The sequence below is a fragment of the Lacibacterium aquatile genome (assembly GCF_042683105.1).
GTDB lineage: Bacteria > Pseudomonadota > Alphaproteobacteria > Elsterales > Elsteraceae > Lacibacterium > Lacibacterium aquatile.
The window spans coordinates 267,117-290,221 of sequence record NZ_JBHUIP010000004.1; the positions used below are offsets into that span (position 1 = coordinate 267,117).

24 protein-coding genes are annotated in these 23,105 nt (G+C 62.3%); 4 read left to right on the forward strand and 20 right to left on the reverse strand.

From position 1 onward, the window contains the following. The first annotated feature begins 16 nt into the window (after window positions 1-16). Window positions 17-1,075, forward strand: coding sequence for a beta-N-acetylhexosaminidase (gene nagZ / locus ACFSM5_RS06885; RefSeq protein WP_379875566.1), 1,059 nt, complete (start codon window positions 17-19; stop codon window positions 1,073-1,075). On the opposite strand, the gene ACFSM5_RS06890 is transcribed toward nagZ, so the two are convergent. From ACFSM5_RS06890 to ACFSM5_RS06980, 19 genes are all read right to left on the reverse strand, one after another. Next, window positions 1,068-1,448 carry an Mth938-like domain-containing protein gene (locus ACFSM5_RS06890; protein WP_379875567.1) on the reverse strand — a complete coding sequence of 127 codons (381 nt, stop codon included), beginning with the start codon at window positions 1,446-1,448 and terminating at the stop codon, window positions 1,068-1,070. The two genes, nagZ and ACFSM5_RS06890, sit on opposite strands and share 8 nt — an antisense overlap. Next, window positions 1,448-2,407, reverse strand: coding sequence for a protein translocase subunit SecF (gene secF, locus ACFSM5_RS06895; RefSeq protein ID WP_379875568.1), 960 nt, complete (start codon window positions 2,405-2,407; stop codon window positions 1,448-1,450). Before secF ends, ACFSM5_RS06890 begins: the two co-directional genes overlap by 1 nt. Window positions 2,408-2,428: 21 nt before the next feature. Beyond that, window positions 2,429-4,000, reverse strand: coding sequence for a protein translocase subunit SecD (gene secD / locus ACFSM5_RS06900; protein WP_379875569.1), 1,572 nt, complete (start codon window positions 3,998-4,000; stop codon window positions 2,429-2,431). A 45-nt stretch (window positions 4,001-4,045) separates the two neighbouring features. Beyond that, window positions 4,046-4,420, reverse strand: a complete 375-nt coding sequence (gene yajC / locus ACFSM5_RS06905; RefSeq protein WP_379875570.1) for a preprotein translocase subunit YajC — start codon at window positions 4,418-4,420, stop codon at window positions 4,046-4,048. A gap of 77 nt (window positions 4,421-4,497) precedes the next feature. After that, window positions 4,498-5,937 (reverse strand): peptidoglycan DD-metalloendopeptidase family protein, encoded by a 1,440-nt coding sequence (locus ACFSM5_RS06910; protein WP_379875571.1) that lies wholly within the window; start codon window positions 5,935-5,937, stop codon window positions 4,498-4,500. A gap of 5 nt (window positions 5,938-5,942) precedes the next feature. Further along, complete coding sequence (locus ACFSM5_RS06915; RefSeq protein WP_379875572.1) at window positions 5,943-6,647, reverse strand: protein-L-isoaspartate(D-aspartate) O-methyltransferase; 705 nt, start codon at window positions 6,645-6,647, stop codon at window positions 5,943-5,945. Next, on the reverse strand, window positions 6,644-7,450 hold the full coding sequence (gene surE, locus ACFSM5_RS06920) for a 5'/3'-nucleotidase SurE (protein ID WP_379875573.1): 807 nt from the start codon (window positions 7,448-7,450) through the stop codon (window positions 6,644-6,646). The genes ACFSM5_RS06915 and surE overlap by 4 nt, the downstream gene beginning before the upstream one ends. Next, the gene (serS, locus tag ACFSM5_RS06925; RefSeq protein ID WP_379875574.1) at window positions 7,447-8,718 is read right to left on the reverse strand and encodes a serine--tRNA ligase; all 1,272 of its coding nucleotides are present in this window, start codon (window positions 8,716-8,718) and stop codon (window positions 7,447-7,449) included. Before serS ends, surE begins: the two co-directional genes overlap by 4 nt. A gap of 96 nt (window positions 8,719-8,814) precedes the next feature. Further along, entirely contained in the window at window positions 8,815-9,639 is an 825-nt protein-coding gene (tatC, locus tag ACFSM5_RS06930) for a twin-arginine translocase subunit TatC (protein ID WP_417498515.1), read from the reverse strand. Beyond that, on the reverse strand, window positions 9,632-10,126 hold the full coding sequence (gene tatB, locus ACFSM5_RS06935; RefSeq protein ID WP_379875575.1) for a Sec-independent protein translocase protein TatB: 495 nt from the start codon (window positions 10,124-10,126) through the stop codon (window positions 9,632-9,634). Before tatB ends, tatC begins: the two co-directional genes overlap by 8 nt. Before the next feature lie 14 nt (window positions 10,127-10,140). Then, window positions 10,141-10,314: a twin-arginine translocase TatA/TatE family subunit gene (locus ACFSM5_RS06940; protein ID WP_379875576.1), complete on the reverse strand. Its 174-nt coding sequence runs from the start codon at window positions 10,312-10,314 to the stop codon at window positions 10,141-10,143. 66 nt (window positions 10,315-10,380) lie between these two features. Further along, the gene (locus ACFSM5_RS06945) at window positions 10,381-11,433 is read right to left on the reverse strand and encodes an ABC transporter ATP-binding protein (RefSeq protein WP_379875577.1); all 1,053 of its coding nucleotides are present in this window, start codon (window positions 11,431-11,433) and stop codon (window positions 10,381-10,383) included. Beyond that, the gene (locus ACFSM5_RS06950; protein WP_379875578.1) at window positions 11,430-13,085 is read right to left on the reverse strand and encodes an ABC transporter permease; all 1,656 of its coding nucleotides are present in this window, start codon (window positions 13,083-13,085) and stop codon (window positions 11,430-11,432) included. Before ACFSM5_RS06950 ends, ACFSM5_RS06945 begins: the two co-directional genes overlap by 4 nt. Next, the gene (scpB, locus tag ACFSM5_RS06955; RefSeq protein WP_379875579.1) at window positions 13,063-13,671 is read right to left on the reverse strand and encodes an SMC-Scp complex subunit ScpB; all 609 of its coding nucleotides are present in this window, start codon (window positions 13,669-13,671) and stop codon (window positions 13,063-13,065) included. Before scpB ends, ACFSM5_RS06950 begins: the two co-directional genes overlap by 23 nt. After that, window positions 13,668-14,480, reverse strand: a complete 813-nt coding sequence (locus tag ACFSM5_RS06960) for a segregation and condensation protein A (RefSeq protein WP_379875580.1) — start codon at window positions 14,478-14,480, stop codon at window positions 13,668-13,670. Before ACFSM5_RS06960 ends, scpB begins: the two co-directional genes overlap by 4 nt. Before the next feature lie 3 nt (window positions 14,481-14,483). After that, entirely contained in the window at window positions 14,484-15,167 is a 684-nt protein-coding gene (locus tag ACFSM5_RS06965) for a site-2 protease family protein (protein WP_379875581.1), read from the reverse strand. 81 nt (window positions 15,168-15,248) lie between these two features. Beyond that, window positions 15,249-16,130 carry an SPOR domain-containing protein gene (locus ACFSM5_RS06970; RefSeq protein WP_379875582.1) on the reverse strand — a complete coding sequence of 294 codons (882 nt, stop codon included), beginning with the start codon at window positions 16,128-16,130 and terminating at the stop codon, window positions 15,249-15,251. Next, the gene (argS, locus tag ACFSM5_RS06975) at window positions 16,130-17,914 is read right to left on the reverse strand and encodes an arginine--tRNA ligase (protein WP_379875583.1); all 1,785 of its coding nucleotides are present in this window, start codon (window positions 17,912-17,914) and stop codon (window positions 16,130-16,132) included. The genes ACFSM5_RS06970 and argS overlap by 1 nt, the downstream gene beginning before the upstream one ends. Window positions 17,915-17,917: 3 nt before the next feature. Continuing rightward, window positions 17,918-19,087: a deoxyguanosinetriphosphate triphosphohydrolase gene (locus tag ACFSM5_RS06980; protein WP_379875584.1), complete on the reverse strand. Its 1,170-nt coding sequence runs from the start codon at window positions 19,085-19,087 to the stop codon at window positions 17,918-17,920. Between the two features lie 114 nt (window positions 19,088-19,201). Between ACFSM5_RS06980 and erpA the strand changes: the two genes are divergently transcribed. From erpA to ACFSM5_RS06995, 3 genes are read left to right on the forward strand one after another with little or no spacing between them, the layout of a single operon-like run. Beyond that, a complete protein-coding gene (gene erpA, locus ACFSM5_RS06985; protein WP_379875585.1) occupies window positions 19,202-19,549 on the forward strand; it encodes an iron-sulfur cluster insertion protein ErpA in 348 nt (115 codons plus the stop codon). A gap of 1 nt (window position 19,550) precedes the next feature. Continuing rightward, a complete protein-coding gene (gene xth, locus ACFSM5_RS06990) occupies window positions 19,551-20,315 on the forward strand; it encodes an exodeoxyribonuclease III (RefSeq protein ID WP_379875586.1) in 765 nt (254 codons plus the stop codon). A gap of 4 nt (window positions 20,316-20,319) precedes the next feature. Continuing rightward, complete coding sequence (locus tag ACFSM5_RS06995) at window positions 20,320-21,471, forward strand: ABC transporter substrate-binding protein (RefSeq protein WP_379875587.1); 1,152 nt, start codon at window positions 20,320-20,322, stop codon at window positions 21,469-21,471. Window positions 21,472-21,859: 388 nt separating this feature from the next. Here ACFSM5_RS06995 and ACFSM5_RS07000 read toward each other — a convergent pair whose 3' ends face one another. Further along, window positions 21,860-22,702: a hypothetical protein gene (locus tag ACFSM5_RS07000; RefSeq protein ID WP_379875588.1), complete on the reverse strand. Its 843-nt coding sequence runs from the start codon at window positions 22,700-22,702 to the stop codon at window positions 21,860-21,862. Window positions 22,703-23,105: the final 403 nt, after the last annotated feature.

A 23,105-nucleotide genomic window follows, 5' to 3' on the forward strand; every position in this document is an offset into this window, starting at 1 on the left:
AGGCTAGATGGCATTCATGAGCGATTTTTCCCGTGCTGGCCGACACTTCCTGATCGGCCTCCAACCCTCCCCTGACCTCACCGACCATGACGCCAAGCTATTGGCGCGGCTGAAGCCTGCCGGGGTCGTGCTGTTCAAGGGCAACTTCGACCATGAGGCGCCGTACGAGGCCTGGGTGGCGCGGCTGTCCAAGCTGCTGGCCGATGTGCGCCGGGTGATCGGGCGTCCGGATATCGTCGTCTCCATCGACCATGAAAGCGGGCGCGTCCAACGCACCCCCGCCCCCATCACCCGCTTTGCCGCCGCCCGCCATTGGGGCAGCGCCGCCGGTACTGTCGGGGCCGCCCATGGGCGGGAGTTGACGTCCCTGGGCTTCAACCTATCCTTCGCCCCCGTCTGCGATATCGACAGCAACCCGGATAACCCGGTCATCGGCGACCGCTCTTTCGGGCGCGATCCGCAGGAGGTGGCCGATGCTGCCACAGCCTATTGGCAAGGTCTGGAAAGTGCGGGCGTGCGGGGCTGTGCCAAACATTTTCCGGGGCATGGCGACACCTCCGTCGACAGCCATCTGTCGCTGCCGACCTTGAACCTCACCCTTGATGAGCTTGAGGCGCGGGAATTGATCCCCTTCCGGCAGATCGTCAAGGCAGGCGTGCCGATGGTCATGACCGCCCATATCCTCTTTCCGCGTATTCAGCCGGGCATTCCCGCCACCCTGGCCCCGATGATCCTGCGGGGCTTGCTGCGTCAGGGCTTGGACTTTAAAGGCCTGATCTGCACCGACGACCTGGGGATGAAAGCCATTTCTTCCTGGTTCGGCGAGCCTGATGGCGCGGTTGCCGCCCTATCGGCTGGGTGCGATCTCCTCTGCCTCTGCGCAGCCCAGGCCGATACTGGCACGGCAATCGCCCAGGCCGAAGCAATCCTGCAAGCCGAAGCGCGCGGGCTGATCAACCTGACGAACAGTCAGGCCAGGATCGCGGATTTCATCGGAAGTCTGAGGCAGCCGGAACCTGTCTGCCTATCGGCGGAGCAACTGGCGGCGAATGCCGCCGTGGCGCCCCTTAAGTAACGGCGATCAGGGCGGCGGCAACCCGTCGCCCTTCGCTCATCAGCACATTATAGGTGCGGCTGGCAGCGCCTGTATCCATCGCATCGATGGCGGGGCCCATGGCCTTGACGGCCGCCCGCAGCGTAGGCGGGATCATCGCCATGCGTGGACCGCAGCCGATCAGCAGGATTTCCAGCGGCTCCGGATCCGCCTCGAAGATCGGCTTCAGACCATCGATATCCAGGCCGGCAAAATCCTTCGCCGCCAGCGACAGGGTCCGAGTGGGACGGACCAGGATCGATCCCTCCCACACCTGACCCGTCACCTTGAAGCGACCCTCGCCATAACGTTCGATGACCTGACGGCCAGCGGGAATGACGGGGGTGACGTCCATTATTTTGCCTCGGGCGCTGCGTCGGCTTCTGCGCCTTCGACTTCGGAAGCCGACCGACGCAGTTGCTTTTCACCCAGGAACAGCAGCACCGGGGCGGCGATGAAGATCGACGAGGTGGTCGCGATCACGATGCCGAACAGCATGACGATCGAGAATTCCCGCAAGGCCTCGCCGCCATAGATCACCAGTGGCAGCGCCGACAGGAAGGCTGCCAGCGAGGTGCCGACGGTACGGTTCAGCGTCTCGTTGATCGACAGATCGATCAGTTCGCGCAGGGGCATCGACTTATAGCGGCGCAGGTTCTCGCGCACGCGGTCATAGACCACGACTTTATCGTTGATCGAATAGCCCATGATCGCGAGGATCGCGGCGATGGAGCTCAGGTTGAACTGAAAATCCATGATGACGTAGAAGCCAACGGTCTTGGTGACGTCGAGCAGCAGCGTCACGACCGCGCCGATACCGAACTGCCATTCGAATCGGAACCAGATATAGGCCAGCATGGCGAGCATCGAGAAGCCGAGCGCCATCATGCCGTTGGCCATCAGTTCAGCCGAAACGGTCGCGCCGACCGCATCGACACGCTGCAAGGTCGAACCGGCAAAATCCTTGGCCAGCGCTGCACGGACGGCATTGACCGCCACCTGCTGGGCCTCGTCGCCGCCTTCCTGGCGCTCGACGCGGATGGTGACAGCGTTGCTGCCGCCGATTTCCTGCAGGCCCACCTGACCGAGGTTCAGATGGCTGAGGGTCTCGCGGACGGCCGTGAATTCCGGCTTCTGCTGGAAGGCGGCTTCGATGACGATGCCGCCCCGGAAGTCGACGCCGTAATTCAGGCCCGGATGGAAGAACAGGACAACCGAGATCAGGCTCAGAATGGCCGAGGTCGCCACGCCGAGGAAACGGCCGCGCATAAACTGGATGCGCGTATTGTCCTTGATGAACCGCAAACGATACATGTCTTTGTCTCCAGCGACCGGTCAGACCGACAGCTTGGTCGGGCGGCGGCGGTGATACCAGTTCGCCACTAGATAGCGAACGATGACCGTCGCGGTGAACATGGAGGTCAGGATGCCGATGCCGGTGGTGACGGCAAAGCCTTTGACCGGTCCCGAGCCGAAGAAATACAGCAGGAACATCTTGATCAATGCCGTCACGTTGGCATCGAAGATGGTCGAATAAGCGCGGTCGAAACCGGCCGAGATCGCCGAGATCGCGGATCGTCCGGCGATGGTTTCTTCACGGATACGCTCGTTGATCAGGATGTTGGCGTCGACCGACAGGCCGACCGCGATCAGCAGGCCCGCCATACCCGGCAGCGTCAACGTTGCCTGCAACAACGACAGTACGGCCAGGGTGATGATCAGGTTGAAGACCAGGGCGACAACCGCATAGACGCCGAAGCGGCCATAGGCGGCGATCATATAGGCGACGACCAGCGACAGGCCGACCAGGATCGAATAGATACCGGCGCGGATAGCATCGGCACCCAGGTCCGGACCGACGGTGCGTTCTTCGACGATGATCATCGGCGCAGGCAGTGCACCGGCGCGCAGGAGCACGGCGAGATCATTGGCCGACTGGGTGGTGAAGCTGCCCGAAATGATGCCGCGGCCACCGGTGATCGGTTCGCGGATATTCGGGGCGGAGATGACTTTGTTATCGAGCACGACCGCAAACGGACGGCCGACATTCTCGGTGGTCGCATCGGCAAAACGCTTGCCGCCCAGGCTGTCGAAGCGGAAGGAAACGACCGCCTGCCCGTCCTGGAAGCTCGGCTGGGCATCGACGAGGTTATCGCCGGAGACCAGCACGCGCTTGCGCACGACATAGACGATACCGGCAGCCCGCTCGTCCTTCTCGTCCGGATGCAGGAAATCGGCACCGGCGGGCGGACGCTGACGCTTGGCTTCTTCGGCCGAGACCATGCCGTCGACCATGCGGAAGGTCAGCTTGGCCGTGGTGTTCAGCAGGTTCTTGATCTGCTCGCGGTCATTCACACCCGGAAGCTGAACGACGATGCGATCGGCGCCCTGCTGCTGGATGCTGGTTTCCTTCGTCCCGGTTTCGTCGACACGGCGGCGGACGATCTCGATGGACTGCTGGACAGCGGCCTGACGGCGCAGCTGCAGCGCCTGCGGACGCATGGTGACGATCAGATTATCGCCTTCGGCAACCGCATCGACTTCCTCATCCGCCGTGCGGATGGCGGTGATGGCGGCAGCGCGGTCCACCTCGGCCCTGACGCCGACAACGATCCGGTTGGCCTCGGGATTGATCGAGGTATAGGCGATATTGGCCTTGCGCAGATCGCCGCGCAGGGTTTCCGCCACCGATGCCAGCCTGTCTTGCACCACGGTATCCAGGTCGACCTTCAACATCAGGTGCATACCGCCCTGAAGATCGAGGCCTAGACTGACCTGCCGGGTCGGAATGAAGCTTGGCAGCCCCTTCAGCTTATCGGCAGGAATGAAGTTGGGAATGCTGAGCAGCAGCGCTCCCAGGCAGACGATATAGATCGTCCAGATCTTCCAACGTGGGAATTGGGTCATCGGTGGCGTATTCCGTATAAAAGCCGAACCTAAGAAGACGGCTGTTTAGCTAGCAGCCGCGTCTTTCTTGTCTTCGGCCTTTTCCTTGGCAGGCTCGGTCTTCGAAATGACTTCGCTGATCGCCTGACGCAGAACCTTAATGTGCACGTTCGGTGCGATTTCCAGGACCAGCTCGTTGTCGCCTTCGACCTTATGGACCGATGCGAAGATGCCGCCGGTGGTGACGACCTTATCGCCGCGACGCACGGAAGCCAGCAGTTCACGGTGGGCCTTCATCTTCTTCTGCTGCGGACGGATCAGCAGGAAATAAAACACGACGAAGATCAGAACGAGCGGCGCAAACTGGGTCACGAGACCCGCAACGCCAGCCGAACCGGCAGCAGCAGCGGCATCCTGCGCGTAGGCAGAGGAAATGAACATGGGAACTCCCTTGGATACTGTAGTTCACGTATGAAGATGGGGCGGGACTATAACGGCCACAACGGCCGTTGCAAACGCTAACCCGCCGGTGGAGCCGTGGCTGTCGGCGTCTCGCCTGGGACTGAACCCGGAAGCAAGGCGTTCGGGCGGCTGAGATACTCCTGCGGATCGACCGCCTGGGTCCCTTTTCGGATCTCGAAATGCAGCTGCGGCCTCGAGACATGGCCGGTATCGCCTACCCTGGCGATGACCTGGCCGCGACGGATGGTATCGCCGCGATTTACCAGCAGCGCGTCGCAATGGGCATAGGCCGTGGTGAAACCATCGGCATGGCGGATCAGCAGCAGATTGCCGAAGCCCTTGATTTCGTCGCCCGCATAGACGACGACGCCATTTTCCGCCGCCCGCACTGGCGTACCCTTGTTGGCGGCGATATTCAGACCATCGTTCCGCAGGCCGGAGCCCATTTCGCCATAGGTCGCGATAACGCGCCCGGTAACCGGCCATTGGAAAGTGCGCCCGCCACGGGCTGGCGGTGTCGCCAGAACCGCGACCGTATCGCCCTTGGGCTTCGGGGTCGCCGGGGTCGCCGGCGGCTCGACCGAGGGAACCGGCGTTGCCGGTTCCGTGGGTTTGGCCACTTCGGGTGATGGCGCAGCGGCAACCGCCGGAGCCGGGCTTGCCGGAGGTTCGACCTTGGCAGGCTCAGGCGGTTTGGCCGGTGTCGGCGGCGTGATCGGGGTCGGAGCAGCAGCAGGCGTAGATGCCGTTGCCGGAGCAGGCTGCGTGACCGGAGCCGGAGCAACTGTTACCGGTGCGGGCGCCACCGGCTGAGGCGGGGCCACGGCGGGCTGCGGCTGTGGTGCGGGCGTCGCCGGGACAGGCGCTGTCGTGACCGGAGCCGGGGTTGCCGGGACAACGGTCGGGTTTGCTGTAGCATTAGCGCTGGTCGGCGGAGCCAAGGGCGCCACTTCAATGCTCGAGCCTGTCTGAGCGCCGGATGCGACCGGAACCGAGGAGATCGGCTGGGGCGGCGCCGAGGCGACCAGCGGCGGAGAGGCTGGCGGCGCCTTGCCGTCTTCGGTGGCGACACCCGCAGGCAGCGTCAGGGTCTGACCGACCTTCAGGACATAGGGCGCCGGGATATTATTGCTTTTGACGAGGCTGGAGACGTCGACGCCATATTTGCGCGATACCGCGTAAAGGGTCTCGCCCCGTGCCACCGTATGAGTGCGGGCGCGCGGGATCTCCAGGCGCTGGCCGATCAGCAGAATATAGGGCGCCTCAAGGCGGTTGGCCTCGATAATCGCGCGCACCGGCACATTCTGATCGCGAGCCAGTTGATAGACCGTATCGCCCCGCTGAACGATATAGCTACCCTTGACCGCGCTGGGCGGCACGACAACGCTGGGGCGAACCGGCTCGTCTGGCGCGCGACCGAAGTAATCCTGAACGGAATCGCACCCCGCCACGAGCAGCATGCTCGAGAGTGACAGAATGTGAAGCCGTTTCCTCATCGGTGTCACCGGCGCGGTTGGCTGAGGCGCGACAAGGCTTTTGCCACGCTTTGCGGAGACGAAGGTTCGAGCGTTTCCGACACCAGCGGCACAAAACGCACCGGCCCCAGATCCTCGACTTCTACCCCATCGATGGTGCGGGTCACGGTCAGCAGACGCTGGTCGATGGGGCTGCGCGCCACCGGCACCACCATGATGCCGCCTACGGTCAATTGATTGAGCAGCGGCAGCGGCACTTCAGTATCGGCGGCGGCCGTTACGATGATGCGGTCGAAGGGTGCCTGTTCCGGCCAGCCCATGGTGCCGTCGCCGTGGCGGGCCGTGTAATTATGCAGCCGCAGGGTCGCCAGCCGCAGTTCGGCCTCGGCCAGCAACGGCTTATGCCGCTCGATCGTATAGACCCGGCGGCAGAGGTAGGCCAGAACGGCGGTCTGATAGCCCGAGCCGGTGCCGATCTCCAGCACCTTCATGCGGTCATTGAGCTGCAAGGCCTGGGTCATCTGCGCAACCACCTGGGGCTGGCTGATGGTCTGGCCATGACCGATGGGCAGCGCCGTATTCTCGTAGGAATGTTCGCGGAAGGTCGGCGGAATGAAAAGCTCGCGCGGGACACGCGCAACCGCCGTCAGCACCTTGTCGTCCGTCACCCCATTCTCGGCCAGATTGGCGAGCAGGCGGGCGCGGCGGGCGACGATATCGTCAACGCTCATCCGAACACCTTCGCCAGCGACTTGGCGGTCGGGCCATCCGTCAGGTCGACCTGCAGGGGCGTAATCGTGACATAGCCATCCGCGATCAGACCGACGTCGGTGCCTTCGGGATAATGCAGGTCCTCGGAGATTGGGCCGATCCAATAATAGGGCTCGCCCCGCATATCGACGCGCTTACCCAACTGTTCGCCGATCTTGCGCGATCCCTGGCGGGCAAAGCGCACGCCCTTGACCTCGGCCGGATCGCAATCGGGAAAATTGATGTTCATCAGCACGCCCTGCGACCATTGGATCGTCAGCAGCTTGCGGATGATGTCGGGGGCAAATGTCTCGGCAACCGCCCAGTTCGGATCGACGCCACGGCGAACCATCTGCGACAGGGCAACAGACGGCACACCCAGCAAGGTCCCCTCCATGGCAGCCGCCACGGTGCCGGAGTAATGCACGTCTTCGGCAAGGTTGGCCCCGCGATTGACGCCGGACAGCAGCAACGTCGGCTGCTTCTTGTCTTTCAACAGCTCGCGGATGCCCAGCAGCACCGAATCGGTCGGCGTGCCATCGACGGCATAGCGCTTCAGGCCGTGTTTATGGATCCGCAGTGGACGGCGCAGGGTCAGGCTATGCCCCGCCCCACTCTGCTCAACCTCAGGTGCGCAGACCCAGACATCCTTGCTCAAGGATTTGGCGATCTTATGCAGCACCTTGATGCCGGGCGCATTCACCCCGTCATCGTTGGACAGCAGAATGCGTGAACCGTCGAGCGAAAGCGGCGGATAAAAGCCGATAGAAGGGTCGCCACTCACCGGCCGATGACCTTCAGGCCGCCCATATAGGGCTGCAGCGCCGCCGGGATCGCGACCGACCCGTCTTCCTGCTGATAGTTTTCGAGAATGGCGACCATGGCACGGCCAATCGCCATGCCCGAGCCATTCAAGGTATGGACGAAGCGAGTCGACTTCTCGCCCTGGGGACGGAAGCGCGCCTTCATGCGGCGAGCCTGGAAGTCTCCGCAGTTGGAGCAGGAGGAAATCTCGCGGTAAGCCCCCTGCCCCGGCAGCCAGACCTCAATGTCATAGGTCTTGCGCGAGGAGAAGCCCATATCGCCGGTGCAGAGCACCATCGTGCGATAGGTCAGTTCCAACCGCTTCAGCACGGTTTCAGCCGCCTCGGTCATGCGCTCGTGTTCCTCATCCGATTTTTCCGGATGGGTGATCGACACAAGCTCGACCTTGGGGAACTGATGCTGGCGGATCATGCCGCGAGTATCACGCCCAGCCGAACCGGCTTCCGAGCGGAAACACTGGCTCCAGGCCGTGAAGCGCAGCGGCAGCGCCTCTTCGTCCAGAATGCTGTCAGCGACCAGATTGGTCAGCGAAACCTCGGCGGTCGGGATGAGCCAGCGGCCATCGGTCGTCTGGAACAGATCGTCTTTGAATTTCGGCAGTTGGCCGGTGCCATACATGGCATCGTCGCGCACCAGCAGCGGAACCGTCGTCTCGTTATAGCCGAATTCCGTTGTGTGGATATCCAGCATGAAATTACCAAGCGCGCGCTCTAGGCGTGCAAGCTGGCCGTGGAGCACGACGAAGCGCGAGCCAGAAAGCTTTGCCGCGCGCTCAAAATCCATCGTTCCCCAGGCTTCACCCAGGGCGAAATGTTCCTTGGGCGTGAAGGCGTAATTCCTGACAGTGCCGATCTGGCGGATCTGGACGTTACCCGTCTCATCCTCGCCCAACGGAACCTCCTCCACGGGCAGGTTCGGGATCGCCGACAGCATCTCGTCAAGCTGATGCTGTAGTGCCTTTTCCTTCTCCTGCAGGGCAGGCAGGCGCTCTTTCAGCTCTGCGACTTCAGCCATCAGAGCATCGGCATTGCCGCCGGTGCGCTTGGCTTCGCCGATCAGCTTGGAGGCTTCGTTGCGACGAGACTGGGCGGTCTCGGTTTCCACGATGCAGGCACGACGGTCGGTATCGACGGCCAGGATCGCAGCACTCAGCGGGGCAAGGCCGCGTTTCTTTAGGGCACTGTCGAATGCGTCAGGGTTGGTCCGGATAAAAGCGATATCGTGCATTACTCTAACAGCCCCAAAACTAACCCTAGCGAACTCCGTCGCGGACTATACTGGATGTGGACGCCCCACGTCCATCAACGCCAGATCATTTATTCGTCACAGACCCGCGTCGGCATCCTCGGCCTCTTCCTTCTCGCGACGCTTCTTTTCGATGAGGCGCGCGCAAAGGATCGAAATCTCGTAAAGCCCCCACATCGGAATCGCGAGGCTGACCTGGCTGATCACATCGGGCGGCGTCACGACGGCGGCGAAAACGAACACACCGACGATGGCGTAACGACGCTTGGATGCCAGCCCAGCCGCGCTGACGATGCCAACACGTGCCAGCAGGGTCAGCAGCACCGGCAGCTCGAAGCTGAGGCCGAAAGCGAAGATCAGCGACATGATCAGCGAGAGATATTCGCTGATCTTGCCTTCGAAATCGATGGCAAGACCCAGGCCGTCAACCGGCCCGGTGGTCTGGAACCCTAAGAAGAAATGGAAGGCCTGCGGCAGGATCAGATAATAGAGGATGCCGGCGCCCAGGAAGAACATCACCGGCGTCGCGATCAGGAACGGCAGGAAGGCATTGCGCTCGTTCTTGTAGAGGCCCGGGGCGACGAACATCCAGATCTGCGTGGCGATGACGGGGAACGACACAAAGAGCGCCGCCCACATCGAGATCTTGACCCGCGTAAAGAAGGCTTCCAACAAGTCAGTATAGATCAGCCGCCGCCCTTCGCCCAAGGCATCGGCCAGGGGGTCGGCCAGGAAGGCGAAGATACGTTCCGACTGCCAGTAGCAGAAACCGAAGCAGATGATGAAGGCGACCATCGACCAGATCAGCCGCTTGCGCAGTTCGATCAGATGGTCCAGCAGGGACATGCGGCTTTCATCGGCGCCGTCGCTGTCAGCGGCGGGCGGCAGGCTCTCGTCAGCCAACGGTCGGCTCCTCGGAGTCAGGCGGAGTTTCTTTTTTGGCGCGTTTGCGCGTCGGTTTCGGCTCGGTCGGTTCCTCGGCGGCAATAACCGGCTCGGCCGTTTCTACGACCGTTTGCGGCACATCGGACTGGGGAAGCTCGGGACCTTCAGGCGTCGTCGGGGGATCGAACTCGGGCGGCGGTACCGGGGTGACGGGCGAGGCTTCGAGCATCCGGCGGATTTCGCCTTCGGGATCGATCAGATTTTGCGTTTCGACGATCTTGCCGCTCGCCAGATCCTTGGCCTGTTCCACCTGCTTGCGCAGATCCGCAATCTCGGCGTCGCGAGCCATCTGATCGATACCGGACTGGAACTCGGAGGCCAGCGAACGGGCCTTGCGGATCCATTGGCCGACGCTACGGAGAAGCACCGGTAAATCCTTCGGGCCGATCACCACCAGGGCGACGACGCCGATCACCAAAATCTCGGACCAGGCAAGATCGAACATCGGGTCTTTACGCCTTAACTACGCTTTTCGTCATCGGCGGGCGGCTCCTGCCCCTCGCCTTTGAAACCTGTCTTCAGGGCACGCGCGGATTGGCCGAGATCGCCCATGATCTTGGGCAATTTCCCTGCCCCGAAGATCAGCACAACGGCGATCAACAGCAGCAGAATTTCCCAAACGCCAATACCCATCACACGTCTCCCCACGTCGCGCGGCGGACTATGGCAGATGCAGGGGGCAGTCGCAATGGAAGGGGCCTAGGCAGCGAGGGGAAAAACATGGATCCGCGACGGGTCGAGTTGCAGGCCGACCGATGCGCCTACACTTTCGGCAAAATAGCCCGGCACCCTGGCAACCAGGGGCGGCTCCAGGCCGTCGACGGCAAGACGGACGATGGTGGCGCGGCCGATGGTGCGGGCATCGAGCACCTTGCCCGCTGCGGGTTGCCCTTCGGTCGCCGCCGTCAGATGCACCGCCTCGTGACGCACAAAAACCTCGACTTTCCCATCGGTACCAAGGGGGGCCGCCAGTCGCCCCAATGGCGTTTCGACGGATCCGCCAAAAGCCATCGCCTCGAACCTGTTTACCGACCCGAAGAAGCTGGCGACAAAGGCGCTGGCGGGCTTGGCGTAAAGCTCGATGGGACGGCCGATCTGCTCGATCTGTCCAGCCCGCATCAGCGCCAGACGATCTGCCATCAGCATCGCTTCTTCGGGGTCATGGGTGACCATCAGCGTCGCCGCTCCGGCCTGCTTCAGAAGTCCCAGCGTATCCTCGCGCAGCCCATCGCGCAGACCTGCATCCAGCCCCGAAAAAGGCTCATCGAGCAGCAGGACACGCGGTTCGGGCGCCAGCGCCCTGGCCAGCGCGACGCGCTGCTGCTGGCCACCCGAAAGCGCATGGGGATAGGCCTTGCCATAAGCAGAAAGCCCAATCCGCTCAAGCCAAGCCTCGGCAACTGGCATCCGGTCCGGCTTCGGCAGCCGGTCGAGGCCGAAGGCGATATTCTCGCTGACGGTCAGATGGGGGAAGAGCGCGTAATCCTGGAAGACGAGGCCGATGCGGCGCTTTTCCGGCGGTAGTTGGCGACCGCCCTCCTCTGCCACCACTTCGCCGCCTAAGGAAACCTGCCCATGTTGCAGCGTCTCCAGCCCGGCGGCCAATCTCAGCAACGTCGATTTCCCGCAGCCCGAAGGACCGACGAGGCAGACAACCTCGCCCGGAGCAATCGCCAGCGACACCTCGCGCACAGCGGGCACGGCCCCATAGCGATGGCCGATGCGGTTGATCTCAAGCGCTGGCGTCGTCACAACGAAGGTCCTTCCTTGGTATGGCCCGGCCTCGCTCCGGCCAGCGCCCGGCTTAGCAGAATGACGGGCAGAATGCCAACCGCCACCAGCAGCACCGCCGCCGGGGCACAGTCCGCCAGCCGCTCATCGGCAGCCAGGGCATAGATATGCAGGGCCAGGGTGTCGAAATTGAACGGCCGCAGGATCAGCGTCGCGGGCAGTTCCTTCATCACATCGACAAAGACCAGCAGGCCCGCAGCCAGCAGCGTCGGCCTAAGTAAGGGCGTATGGATTTCGATCAGCATCCGGCGCGGGCTTCGCCCCAATGCCCGGGCGGCCATATCCATCGACGGCGCCACCTTGGCAAGGCTCGCATCGACCGCATTATAGGCGACCGCCAGGAAGCGGACCGTATAGGCGAACAGCAGCGCGACCACCGTTCCCGACAACAGCAGGCCGGTTCCCCAAGCAGCATTGAGTTGCTGGTCGAGCCAACCGAGCGGGATCAGAATGCCGACCGCCACCACCAGCCCCGGCAGCGCATAGCCCAGGCTCGCGATCCGGCTGGCAGCGAAAACCGACCTGCTCGGTGCAAGTCGCCGGGCATACCCCAGGCACAGCGCGCAGCCGACAGCCAGCAAAGCCCCACCGACAGCTAGGCCCAGACTGTTCCAGGTAGCGCTCCAGAAGCGGCCGTCGACCATCTGTGGGGCCGTCTGCACGGCCCAGCTTAACAACATGCCAACCGGCTGCAGAAACCCGACAAACACGACCAGGGCACAGACCGCAAAAGCGCCCCACCCCGCCCGCTTGCTTAAGGTAAAGCGGGGCAAGGCGCGATAGCGCACGCTCGTATGCTGGACCCCGCCCCGGCGCGAGCGGCGCTCCAGCACCAGCAACAGCAGGACGAACAGCAGCAAGATCGCAGCCAGTTGGACAGCCGCCGCCTGCTCCCCCAGTCCCAGCCATGTGCGGTAGATGCCGGTCGTGAAGTTATCGACCGCGAAATATTGCACGGTGCCGAAGTCCGACAGGCTTTCCATCAAGGCCAGCGCCACCCCGCCCACGATGGCAGGACGCGCCAGCGGCAGGGCGATCTCGAAAAAGCAGCGCGCCGGGCGGCGCCCAAGCACCCGCCCCGCCTCCAGCACACAGACCGATTGTTCGATGAATGCAGCGCGGGTCAGGAGATAGACGTAAGGATATAGCACCAGCGTCAGCACCAGGATCGCTCCGCCCAGCGAGCGGATCTCCGGGAACCAGTAATCCCCGACTTCCCAGCCGGTCAGCGACCGCAGCACCGTCTGCACCGGCCCCGCGATATCGAACAGACCCGTATAGGCATAGGCAACCACATAGGCGGGCGTGCTGAGCGGCAGCAGCAGCAACCATTCCAGCCAGCGGCGGCCGGGGATCTCGCACATGGTGACCAGCCAGGCGGTCCCGACGCCGATCAAAGCGACGCCGCTCGCCACACCGACGATGAGGCCCAGGGTGTTCAGCAGATAATCGCCCAGAACCGTCTGGGCGAGATGGCTCCAGACGTCCCAGGCCGGGATGAACAGATAGAGCAGAACGGTGGCGATCGGCAGTCCGACCAGCCCCGCGATCAGGAAGGCAATGCCGCCCCAGGCGCCGACGCCGGGGGCGCTAATCCTGCTGGGCAGGCTCATTGTCGTCGCCTGAAAATAGGTCCGGATCGGCTTCCTCGGCCCGCATGGCGATCACACTCGGCCGCCGGTCCAGAAGCCCCGCCGCTTTCAACTCGTCCACCCCTGGCAGATCGTCCAGCGAGGTAAGCCCGAAGTGATCCAGGAAACCCGGTGTCGTACCCCAGGTGATCGGCCGCCCCGGCGTCATGCGACGCCCACGCGGCTTGATCCATCCGGCTTCCAGCAGCACGTCCATCGTGCCCTTGGAAAGCTGCACGCCGCGGATTTCTTCAACTTCGCCACGGGTGACCGGTTGGTGGTAGGCGATGATGGCCAGCGCCTCGACGGCGGCGCGCGACAGTTTGCGCGGCACCTCCCGGGTCAGGGACAGCAGGCTGCCCAGGTCGGCCGCCGTGCGGAAAGCCCAGCCGCCGCCGGTCTCCACCAGGGCCACGCCGCGCCCCTCATAAAAGCGGCCAAGATCGCGCAGGATGGCGCGCACATCTGTCCCTTCGGGCAACCGCGCAGCCAAAGCCTCGATCCCCAACGGAGTGTCGGAGGCAAACAGCAAAGCTTCGATCAGGCGTTCAGGCAGTGGAGCACTCATGCCGGGAGTACCGCCACGTCGGTGCCGTTAAGTCCATCGCTTTTCAGGTAGATCGGACCAAACATCTCGGTCTGGCGCAGCTGGATGCGACCGCCCTTTGCGAGCTCCAGCGATGCCAGGAACGTCGCGGCAACGGCAGAGCGATAAACCAGCGTGTCTTTCAGGTCGTCCGGTAACATGGCGAGCAGATCGGCCCAATGGGGCAACCTGCCGATCAGCGCTTCCAGCCTCTCCAGAGCCTCATCCATCGAATAAAGCTCGGTCGCGGCAATCCGCAGCCCACCTTGATCGCCCCGCTGCTTATGATCAGCATAGGCGCGCAGGAGATCGTAGAAACTTACCTGCCAGATCGGCACCAGGGTTACCGGCAGACTGTCGTCCCCGCCGCGCGGGAAGACATCGACGCCCAGGCGCGGCCGGGTCATGAGCTTGGCGCCCATCTGCTGCATCGCCTCCAGGCGGCGCAGTTGGAAAGCCAGCGCTTCGGCCAGTTCTGCTGCGGTCGGCTCGTCGCCGGGCGGCTGTTCGGGTTCGGGCAGCAGCAGGCGGCTTTTGAGATAGGCGAGCCATGCCGCCATCACCAGATAATCCGCCGCCGCTTCCAGGCGCTTATGGATAACCTTGCGGACAAAGGCGAGATACTGGTCGACCAGCGGCACGATCTTGATCTTCGCCAGATCGACCTTCTGTTCCCGCGCCAGGGTCAGCAACAGATCGATCGGCCCCTCGAACCCGTCAAGATCAAGGAGCAGCGCGTCTTCCTCGCGACGCTCCTCAAACGGTTCCTCGAAGGGGCTGGTGCCATCCATCGATCAGGCGTGCCCCGTAATGACGAAGATCGCGTCCTGCATCATCATAACCGGATAAAGGATCAGATAAATGAAGGGATTGGCCAACCCCATCGCGTTCAGCAGCATCGGCAGGACGAAGAAAATCCCCATGATGATCATAAAGCCATAGGGCTCGACCTCGGCCAGCTTGGCGCCCCATTTGCGCGGCAACAGGCCGACCGCGATACGCCCCCCATCTGTCGGCGGGATCGGAAGCAGGCTGAAGACCGTGAAGATGAGGTTGAGGAAGATGAAATTCCCCAACATCCGAAGCGTCCACGCATCGGCACCAGCCGGTAGAGCCCCAGCCCCATGGGCCAGTAACCCAGCGAGCAAAGCCATCAGAATACAGGTGGCAGGCCGGGCGCACGACAGGGTCACCAAATCACGATCCGGATTATGCATCTGCCTGATATTAACCGGGATGGGCTTGGCCCAGCCGAAGAGCAGCGGCGCACCTGTCGAGATCATCGCAACGGGCAGAAGCACGGTTCCGACCGGATGCACATGATTGAAGATGTTCCAGGTCCGCCGTCCCTCACGATGACCGGTGTCGTCTCCCAGACGCCAGGCGACCCAACCATAAACAGCTTCGGGAACGGTATATGCCAGCAGAACCGGGAATATCCAGGTGGAGGCGTTATAAAAAAAACCGGCGATGTCCAAATCGGACTCCGACTATCTGGTAAAAAAACGGCGGACGAGAGATCGCCCTCGCCCGCCGGGTAAATAGCGCATCCGCCGGGCTTAGCGAACGACGATGCAATCCTGGTTCTTGGCTTTCAGCGAGCCGCAGAGCTGGCTGGCGGCACCAGCATCGGCCAGCGGCCCAGCCTGAACGCGATAGAAGGTGCCCTTGCCCGCGATATCGACCTTAGAGGCCTGCATCGACAGGCTGCCCAGTTCGGGGTGGGTGCGCTGGAGCTTGGCCCATTCGGACGAGGCGGCCTCGACACTACGGACCGAGCCCAACTGGATCTTGGCACCCTTGATCGAGGCAACCGGCGCTGCTGCTACCGGAGCAGGCGTCGCGACAACCGGCTTCGGCGCGGTGGGTGCCGCCGCCGGGGCCGGTGCAGGCTTCGGAGGCGTCAGGGCAACGGGCTGCGCTGCCGGTGCGGCGGGCGGCGCCACCGGCTTGGGCGGCGGAGAATTGGTGGCGACCGTCTGCGGCGCCGGAACCACGGCGGCAGGCGGAGCTGCGGGAGCAGCAACCGGCGGACGCGAACCGCCGATGGCGGGCGGCAGGCTGGCGGTTTCCGTCGGCGCGGCTGCCGGCGGCTGCGGCACTGGCAAAGGCTGCTCGGGCGACGGCAGGATGCGCTCGACACGCGGCGCATCGCTATGGCCGGGGTTATTCAGCAGCAGCGAGTCGCGATTGGGAACCGCAAGACCGCCGGGATCGTCCGGCTTCACTTTCATCGGACCGGCATCGGCCTTGATCAGGGGCGCGGTTTCCCCGGCAACCTGGCGGGCGCCCTGGCTATAGGCGTACCAGACGATGCCACCGAAGCCGACCAGGGCGACCACAGCCACCATGGCGGGAATGAGTTTGCCGCGTCCGCTACCGCTCGCTTCCTGGGAAGTCAGAGCGGGTTCCAGATCGCGCGGATCGAAATCCTGCTGCATCAGCGCATTTCCTCTACCGGTTCCACACCCAGCACCGCCAGACCAGAGGCGATGACAGTTTTCACACCGGCGACAAGCGCAAGACGCGCCCGGCTAACATCCGGAGCATCGTCCTGGATAAAGCGCATCGTCATATCGGACTTGCCCTTCTGCTGAAGCGCGTTGTAGCTCGCGGCGACGTCATACAGATAGAAGGCAACCCGATGCGGCTCATGCGCTTCGGCCGCAGCCTCAATGAGACGCGGCCAACTCGCCAGTAGACGTATCAAAGCAATCTCTTCGTCATCGGTCAAGAGATTGAGGTGTGACTTCGCCAATTCCGCAAAATCTAGACTTTGTTGCGAAAACGTATCGGCTGCTTTCTTCAGAACAGATGACGTCCGGGCATGGGCATATTGCACGTACCAGACCGGATTATCCTTCGACTGCTCCCGAACCTTTGCATAATCAAAGTCAAGCGAGGCGTCGTTCTTCCGGGTCAACATGATGAAGCGGACGACGTCCTTGCCCACTTCCTCAACAACATCCGCCAAAGTGACGAAGGTGCCAGCCCGCTTGGACATCTTCACCGGCTGGCCGTTGTCCATCAGGTTCACAAGCTGACAAAGCTTTACGTCCAACGACTTAGTGCCGCCCGTTAAGGCTTTCACAGCAGCGTTCATACGCTTCACATAGCCGCCATGGTCCGCGCCCCAGATATTGATCAGGGTCGACGGCGAGGCATAACCAGCGCGAGCCTTAGTTTTTTCAAGGTGATACGCGATGTCATTGGCAAAATAGGTCCAGCTACCATCGGATTTTTTCAGCGGACGGTCCACGTCATCGCCAAATTCGCTGGCCTTGAACAGTGTCTGTGGGCGCGGCTCCCAATCGTCCGGCGTCTTGCCCTTGGGGGGCTCCAGCACGCCGACATAGATCAGGCCCTTGCTTTCCAGTTCCTTCAGGGCCTCATCCACCATCCCTGCATCGACGAGGCTGCGCTCGGAATAGAAGAGGTCGTGTTTGACGCCCAGGTCGGCCAGATCCTGGCGGATCATCGCCATCATGGCATCGATGGCAAAAGCGCGGACCTCGGGAAGCCAGTCGGCCTCCTCCTTGTTATGGAGCGACTGGCCATATTTCTCGGCCAGCGCCTGTCCCACCGGCTTCAGATACTCACCGGGATAAAGACCGGGCGGAATCTCGATAGTCTCGCCCAAGGCCTCGCGATACCGCAGGAAGGCAGAGCGTGCGAGCACATCGACCTGCGCGCCCGCGTCATTGATATAATATTCGCGGATGACGTCGTAGCCCGCCTTATCCAGCAGATTCGCCAGCACATCGCCGACGACCGCGCCACGGCAATGGCCGACATGCATCGGGCCGGTCGGATTGGCCGAGACATATTCGACATTGATCGTATGGCCCGCGCCATCGTCGCTGCGACCGAAGTCGGTGCCCATCTTCAAGGCCGTTGCGAGCTCGCCCAGCCAGGCATCGTTCGTCAGCCGGAAGTTCAGGAAGCCCGGACCGTCGACCGAAGCCCCGACAATGCCCAGATCCTTGTTTTCCTGCAGCTTGGCCGACACCAGTTCCGCGATATCGCGCGGCTTCATGCCTGCGGCCTTGGCCGTGACCATCGCGACGTTGGTCGAGATGTCGCCATGGCTCGCATCGCGCGGCGGCTCGACCACGGCGCGGCTGGCATCCAATCCCTGGGGCAGCTTGCCTTCGGCGATCAGAGACGAAACGGCCGCCAGGACGGCGGCATGGAAACGTTTGAAGAGATGCTTGGGTGTGGTCATTTTTCAGGGCTTTGCGGTCAGATCGAAGAGTCGTTGATGCTCTTCAAGGGCGTAGCGGTCGGTCATTCCGGCGATATAGTCGGCGATGATCCGCGCGGTTTGTGTCGGGTCTTTGTCGGCGACACTTCGTCGCCATTCATCGGGCAATGTCTGCGGCGCCTGGATGAAGAAGCCAAACAGCTCCTGCAGCACGCGATGCGCCTTCACGATCATGCGGTTGACGCGCCAATGGCGGTACATACGCGGGAACAGGAAGCCTTTCACTGCTTTGTCGGCGGCGATCATCTCGTCCGAAAAGCTCACCAGCGCCCGGCCCAGATTGCGGACGTCTTCGGCGCTCTGCGGCTTATGCTCGGCGACACGCTTGCGGGTTTCGGTCAGCACGTCGGTGATCATGATCGCGATCATACGACGCACCGCCTCATGGCGCAGCCGCTGGCCATTCAGCCCCGGATATTCGGCGCGTACCTGACGGAACACCGGCCCCACCAGCGGCAGATCCAGCAGATCCTCTACCGTAAAGAGCCCGGCGCGTAACCCGTCATCGATATCGTGATTATTATAGGCGATATCGTCGGACAGGGCTGCCACCTGCGCCTCGGCCGACGCCCAGCCATCGAGATCCAGCGACCATTGTTTGTCGAAGGCGGCAATCGTCGGCGGTGCGTCTTTGACGGGGCCGTTGTGCTTGACCGTGCCTTCCAGCGTTTCCCAGGTCAGATTGAGCCCGTCGAAAGCGGCATAGCGCCGCTCCAGATGGGTCAGCACCCGGAAAGTCTGGTCGTTGTGATCGAAGCCGCCATAGGGCTCCATCACCTTGTCGAGCGCATCCTCGCCCGCATGGCCGAAGGGGGTGTGACCCAGATCATGGGCCAGCGCCAGCGTCTCCGACAGATCCTCATCCAGGCTCAGCGCCCGCGCCAAGGACCGGGCGACCTGCGCCACTTCCAGGCTGTGGGTCAGGCGGGTGCGATAGTGATCGCCTTCATGGAAGACGAAGACCTGAGTCTTATACTGCAGGCGCCGGAAAGCCGTGGAATGCAGAATACGGTCGCGGTCGCGCTGAAAGGCGCTGCGCTCGCCCGGCCCGGATTCGGCGTGCAACCGCCCGCGCGATCTGTTGGGATCGCTGGCAAAGGGGGCACGGCCCAATAGGTTGTGGTCATTCGGCATCGCGGCCACACCCTAACGGCGCACCAGCCAAGACGCAATCGCGATTGCCCGGCATTTGACGAACCGGCTAAGCTACCCCACATATAGCGGAACGCCGCCCCAAGGACCTTTGTCATGAGCGCCATCGAAACAACCGACACCGTTCTTCTTTCCGACAGCGCCGCGCGCCGTATTGCCAAGCTCGCGTCGAGCGAAGGTCCGAACACGCGCTTCCGCGTTTCGATCACCGGCGGCGGTTGCTCAGGCTTTCAGTATAACTTTAGCTTTGACTCAGAACTCTCTGATGAAGATAAGGTTTTTCAGAAAAATGATGCTCAGATGGTCATCGACGAAACCAGCCTTGACCTGATGAAGGGGTCGATGGTGGATTTCATCGAAGACTTGTCGGGAAGCTATTTTCAGATAAAAAACCCGCAGGCGGCGGCATCCTGCGGCTGCGGAAACTCTTTCTCTCCGGTGTGATGTGAAAATTGCGACCTGGAACGTCAATTCGGTCAAAGCGCGTTTAAGCCATCTCGAAACCTATCTGACCGAAAACAGGCCCGACGTTCTGTGTCTGCAGGAACTGAAGACCGAGGAGTTCCCGGCCGCTTCGATCCAGGCGCTGGGGTACAACATCGAATATTGCGGGCAGAAGGCCTATAACGGCGTCGCCCTGCTGTCGCCCCACCCGATCACCGTGACCCAGAAAGGTCTGGCGGGTGAGGATGAGGATCTCCAGGCCCGCTATATCGAGGCCGAGGTCCAGGGTATCCGCGTCGCCAGCATCTATCTGCCGAACGGCAATCCGGTCGAGAGCGAGAAATACCCCTACAAGCTGCGCTGGATGGCGCGCCTTAAGGAACGAGCCAAGCAGTTGCTGGCGTCCGAGGTACCGTTTGTGCTGGCGGGTGACTTCAACATCATCCCCGAAAACCGTGACGCCAAACGGCCGGAACAGTGGGTGAATGATGCTCTTGCCCTGCCCCAGAGCCGCAGTGCGTTCCGGGCGATCCTAAACCTTGGTCTGACCGAGGCTTTCCGCGCCCTGCATCCTGACCGGGCGGGCGCCTATTCCTTCTGGGATTATCAGGCGGGCGCCTGGCCACAGGATAACGGCATCCGGATCGACCATCTGCTGCTGTCGCCGGCGCTGGCAGATCGTTTGACTGCCTGCGATATAGACAAAACGCCGCGGGGGTGGGAGAAAGCTTCCGACCATACCCCCGTCTGGTGCGAGGTAGCCTAACACCATGCAGCGTTCTGTCGTTTTGCTAGCCGCCACCTTGAGCGGCGCCTCTTCTCTTGCCTTGGCGAACGAGCCGATCAGGATCGGGGTCATCGCCTCCTATTCCGGCGCCTATGCGGATTATGGTCGGCAGATCAACAACGGCATCGCGCTTTATCTCAAAGAAAACAATAGCCTGCTGGCTGGCAAGCCGGTGACGCTGATCCGCAAGGACACCAGCGGTGCCGACCCTGCCCTCGCCGCCCGCCATGCTCGCGAATTGGCGACGGTTGATAAGGTGGCCGCCATCGTCGGTCTCGACTTCAGCCCCAACGCTCTTGCCATCGCGCCCATCGCAACTCAGGCCAAGCTGCCTGTGATTGTGATGAATGCGGCAGCGGCGGCGATACCGGCCAAGTCGCCCTATATCGCCCGCGTGTCCTTCACCGTCTCGCAGGTCTCCGCCCCCATGGGGGATTGGGCGGCGGCCCAGGGCCTCAAGAACGCAGTCACGCTGGTCGCCGACTATGGCCCCGGCATGGATGCGGAGAAGGCGTTTACCGAGCGTTTCAAGGCGGCTGGCGGTTCGGTGACCGAAAGCCTGCGCGCGCCGCTCAGCAACCCGGACTTCGCGCCCTTTGTGCAGAAGATCAAAGACTTGAAGCCCCAGGCGGCTTTCTTCTTCCTGCCGTCCGGTGAGCAGCCGACTGCCCTGCTGAAGGTCTGGCAGGAGCGCGGTTTGGAGGCTGCGGGCGTCAAGCTGATCGCCACCGGCGAAGCGACCGACGACAGCTTCCTGCCCAGTCAGGGCGACCTCGCGTTGGGGCTGGTCACCACCCATCACTATTCCTATGCCCATCCGTCCGATGCCAATCGCCGCTATGTCGCGGCTTATGAGGCAGAGTTCGGCAAGAGCCTGCGCCCCTCCTATATGTCGGTCGCGGCCTATGACGGGATGAACGCCCTTGGCAAAGCCCTTGAAAAGACGAGCGGATCGCTGGATGGCGATAAGATCATGGAGGCCTTGCGCGGCTTGACGTTCGAAAGCCCGCGTGGTCCGATCATGATCGATGCGGAAACGCGCGATATCGTCCAGACCGTCTATGTCCGCAAGGTCGAGAAAATCGACGGCCAATTGGTCAATCGCGAGTTCGAGCGTTTCGACGCTGTGCGCTAGGCCTCGCGCGGCCCGATATTAACTCGTCATCTCGGTGCTCCACACCGGGATCTCCAAGTTTGTTTGTGTCGGCCTATCGGGCTTTGCCTTACTTGAGACCTTTGTTTCCATCGTCATCCCGTGGCTTGACCATGGGATCTCCACTCTTGCTGTCATCCCGGCCTCCGAGCCGGGATCCGGCCGCCAGCATGGCCAGTCTATAGCGTCAGAGGCATGCAATTGCCTTCGGCCGGATCCCGGATCAAGTCCGGGATGACAAGGTTTTTGTTTGTTCGAATCGATCCCGGAGCACCCCCGGGATCAAGTCCCCGGGTGATGAGATTTTGATCTGACTCATGAGTCAGATAGATCAATCGCACACAACTGATCTATCTGACTGATCGGTAGCCTATTTCAGCACTTCGGCCTTGATGCCATCGGGCAAAGTCGCGCGACCGATATCGAACCCGTCGGCAGTCAGCGGAATGATCGCCGCCAATCCCGCCTCCACCCATTCGACCCGCAAGGATAGCGGCCGTTCGGTCAAGGTTTTCGAAGCCGCCCAGGTGACGGGGCGACCGTTGAGATTCTCCACCAGATTGACCGACCAGCGCTCGTCCCAATAGCTGCGCAGCTCTCGCGCGCGATTGTCATTGGCGGCGGTGAAACGCAGCTGCGTGACCTGCAAGCCCTTGGCCAGCAGCAGATTTCCGATGCTCCTGGAACCATATTCCGGCTGGGCGATCTGATCGTCGGAAGGAACGTAGAAACCGGCGGTATAGCCGCATTCGGCAAGCGGCTGACCATTCTCGCGCTTTGATGCCAGACAGAAGCTGCGCGGCGGGACCATCGTATCGAACAGGTTGCCACCTTTGGCCAGATCATAGACGCCCCACCAGGAGAGATCCTCGATGCCCAGATCGACCGTCATCAGGCAGTTCTGCGAATTGAGGTCGAAAGCCGCGCCGACGGCGTCTTTGCGTTCGATAGAGAACAGCGGCTTCTTCTGGCCCGGCTTCAGCACGTCGAGCTTCACGCTGCCTTCGCCGCCCTTTTCATTCTCGTTCCAGGACATGGCCGTCTTCAAACGCAGAATCCGTTCCTCGCCCCCGCAACGGGTAACGGTCAGGCTGGTATTTTCCTGAACCCGATCATCGCCCTTGAACGTGAGCTGCGAGCTACCTTTGAGCGTCTGGGCCTGGAGTGGGAAGGCGAGACAGACGGCGGCGGCAATTCCATAAACAAGGCGCAAAGCGCTTCTCCTGATCATCCTGACGTTTCGTCCCCCTGATAACGACAATGGCCCATCGAAGGCTCCACGTCACTTTTTCGATGCCCTTTTTCGCATCATCCCGGGACTTGATCCCGGGATCTCCTGGTGGCCGAACTCCGCCAGTGTGTCGACGCGGTCTGTCTACCCGAGATCCCGGGATCAAGTCCCGGGATGACGAGATCTTCTATCAAAAACAAAAACCCCCGAGGTTTCCCTCGGAGGTCTCTGTTGCTTTGCGTTGGCCTACCGCCCTTCGGGCTACTTGAGGCCGTAGTCGCTAGCTGAGCTAGAGAACCGCTGTCGGTCGGACCGACTAGAAGTCCATGCCGCCCATACCGCCCATGCCGCCGCCGGGCATGGCCGGACCGGCGTCTTTCTTCGG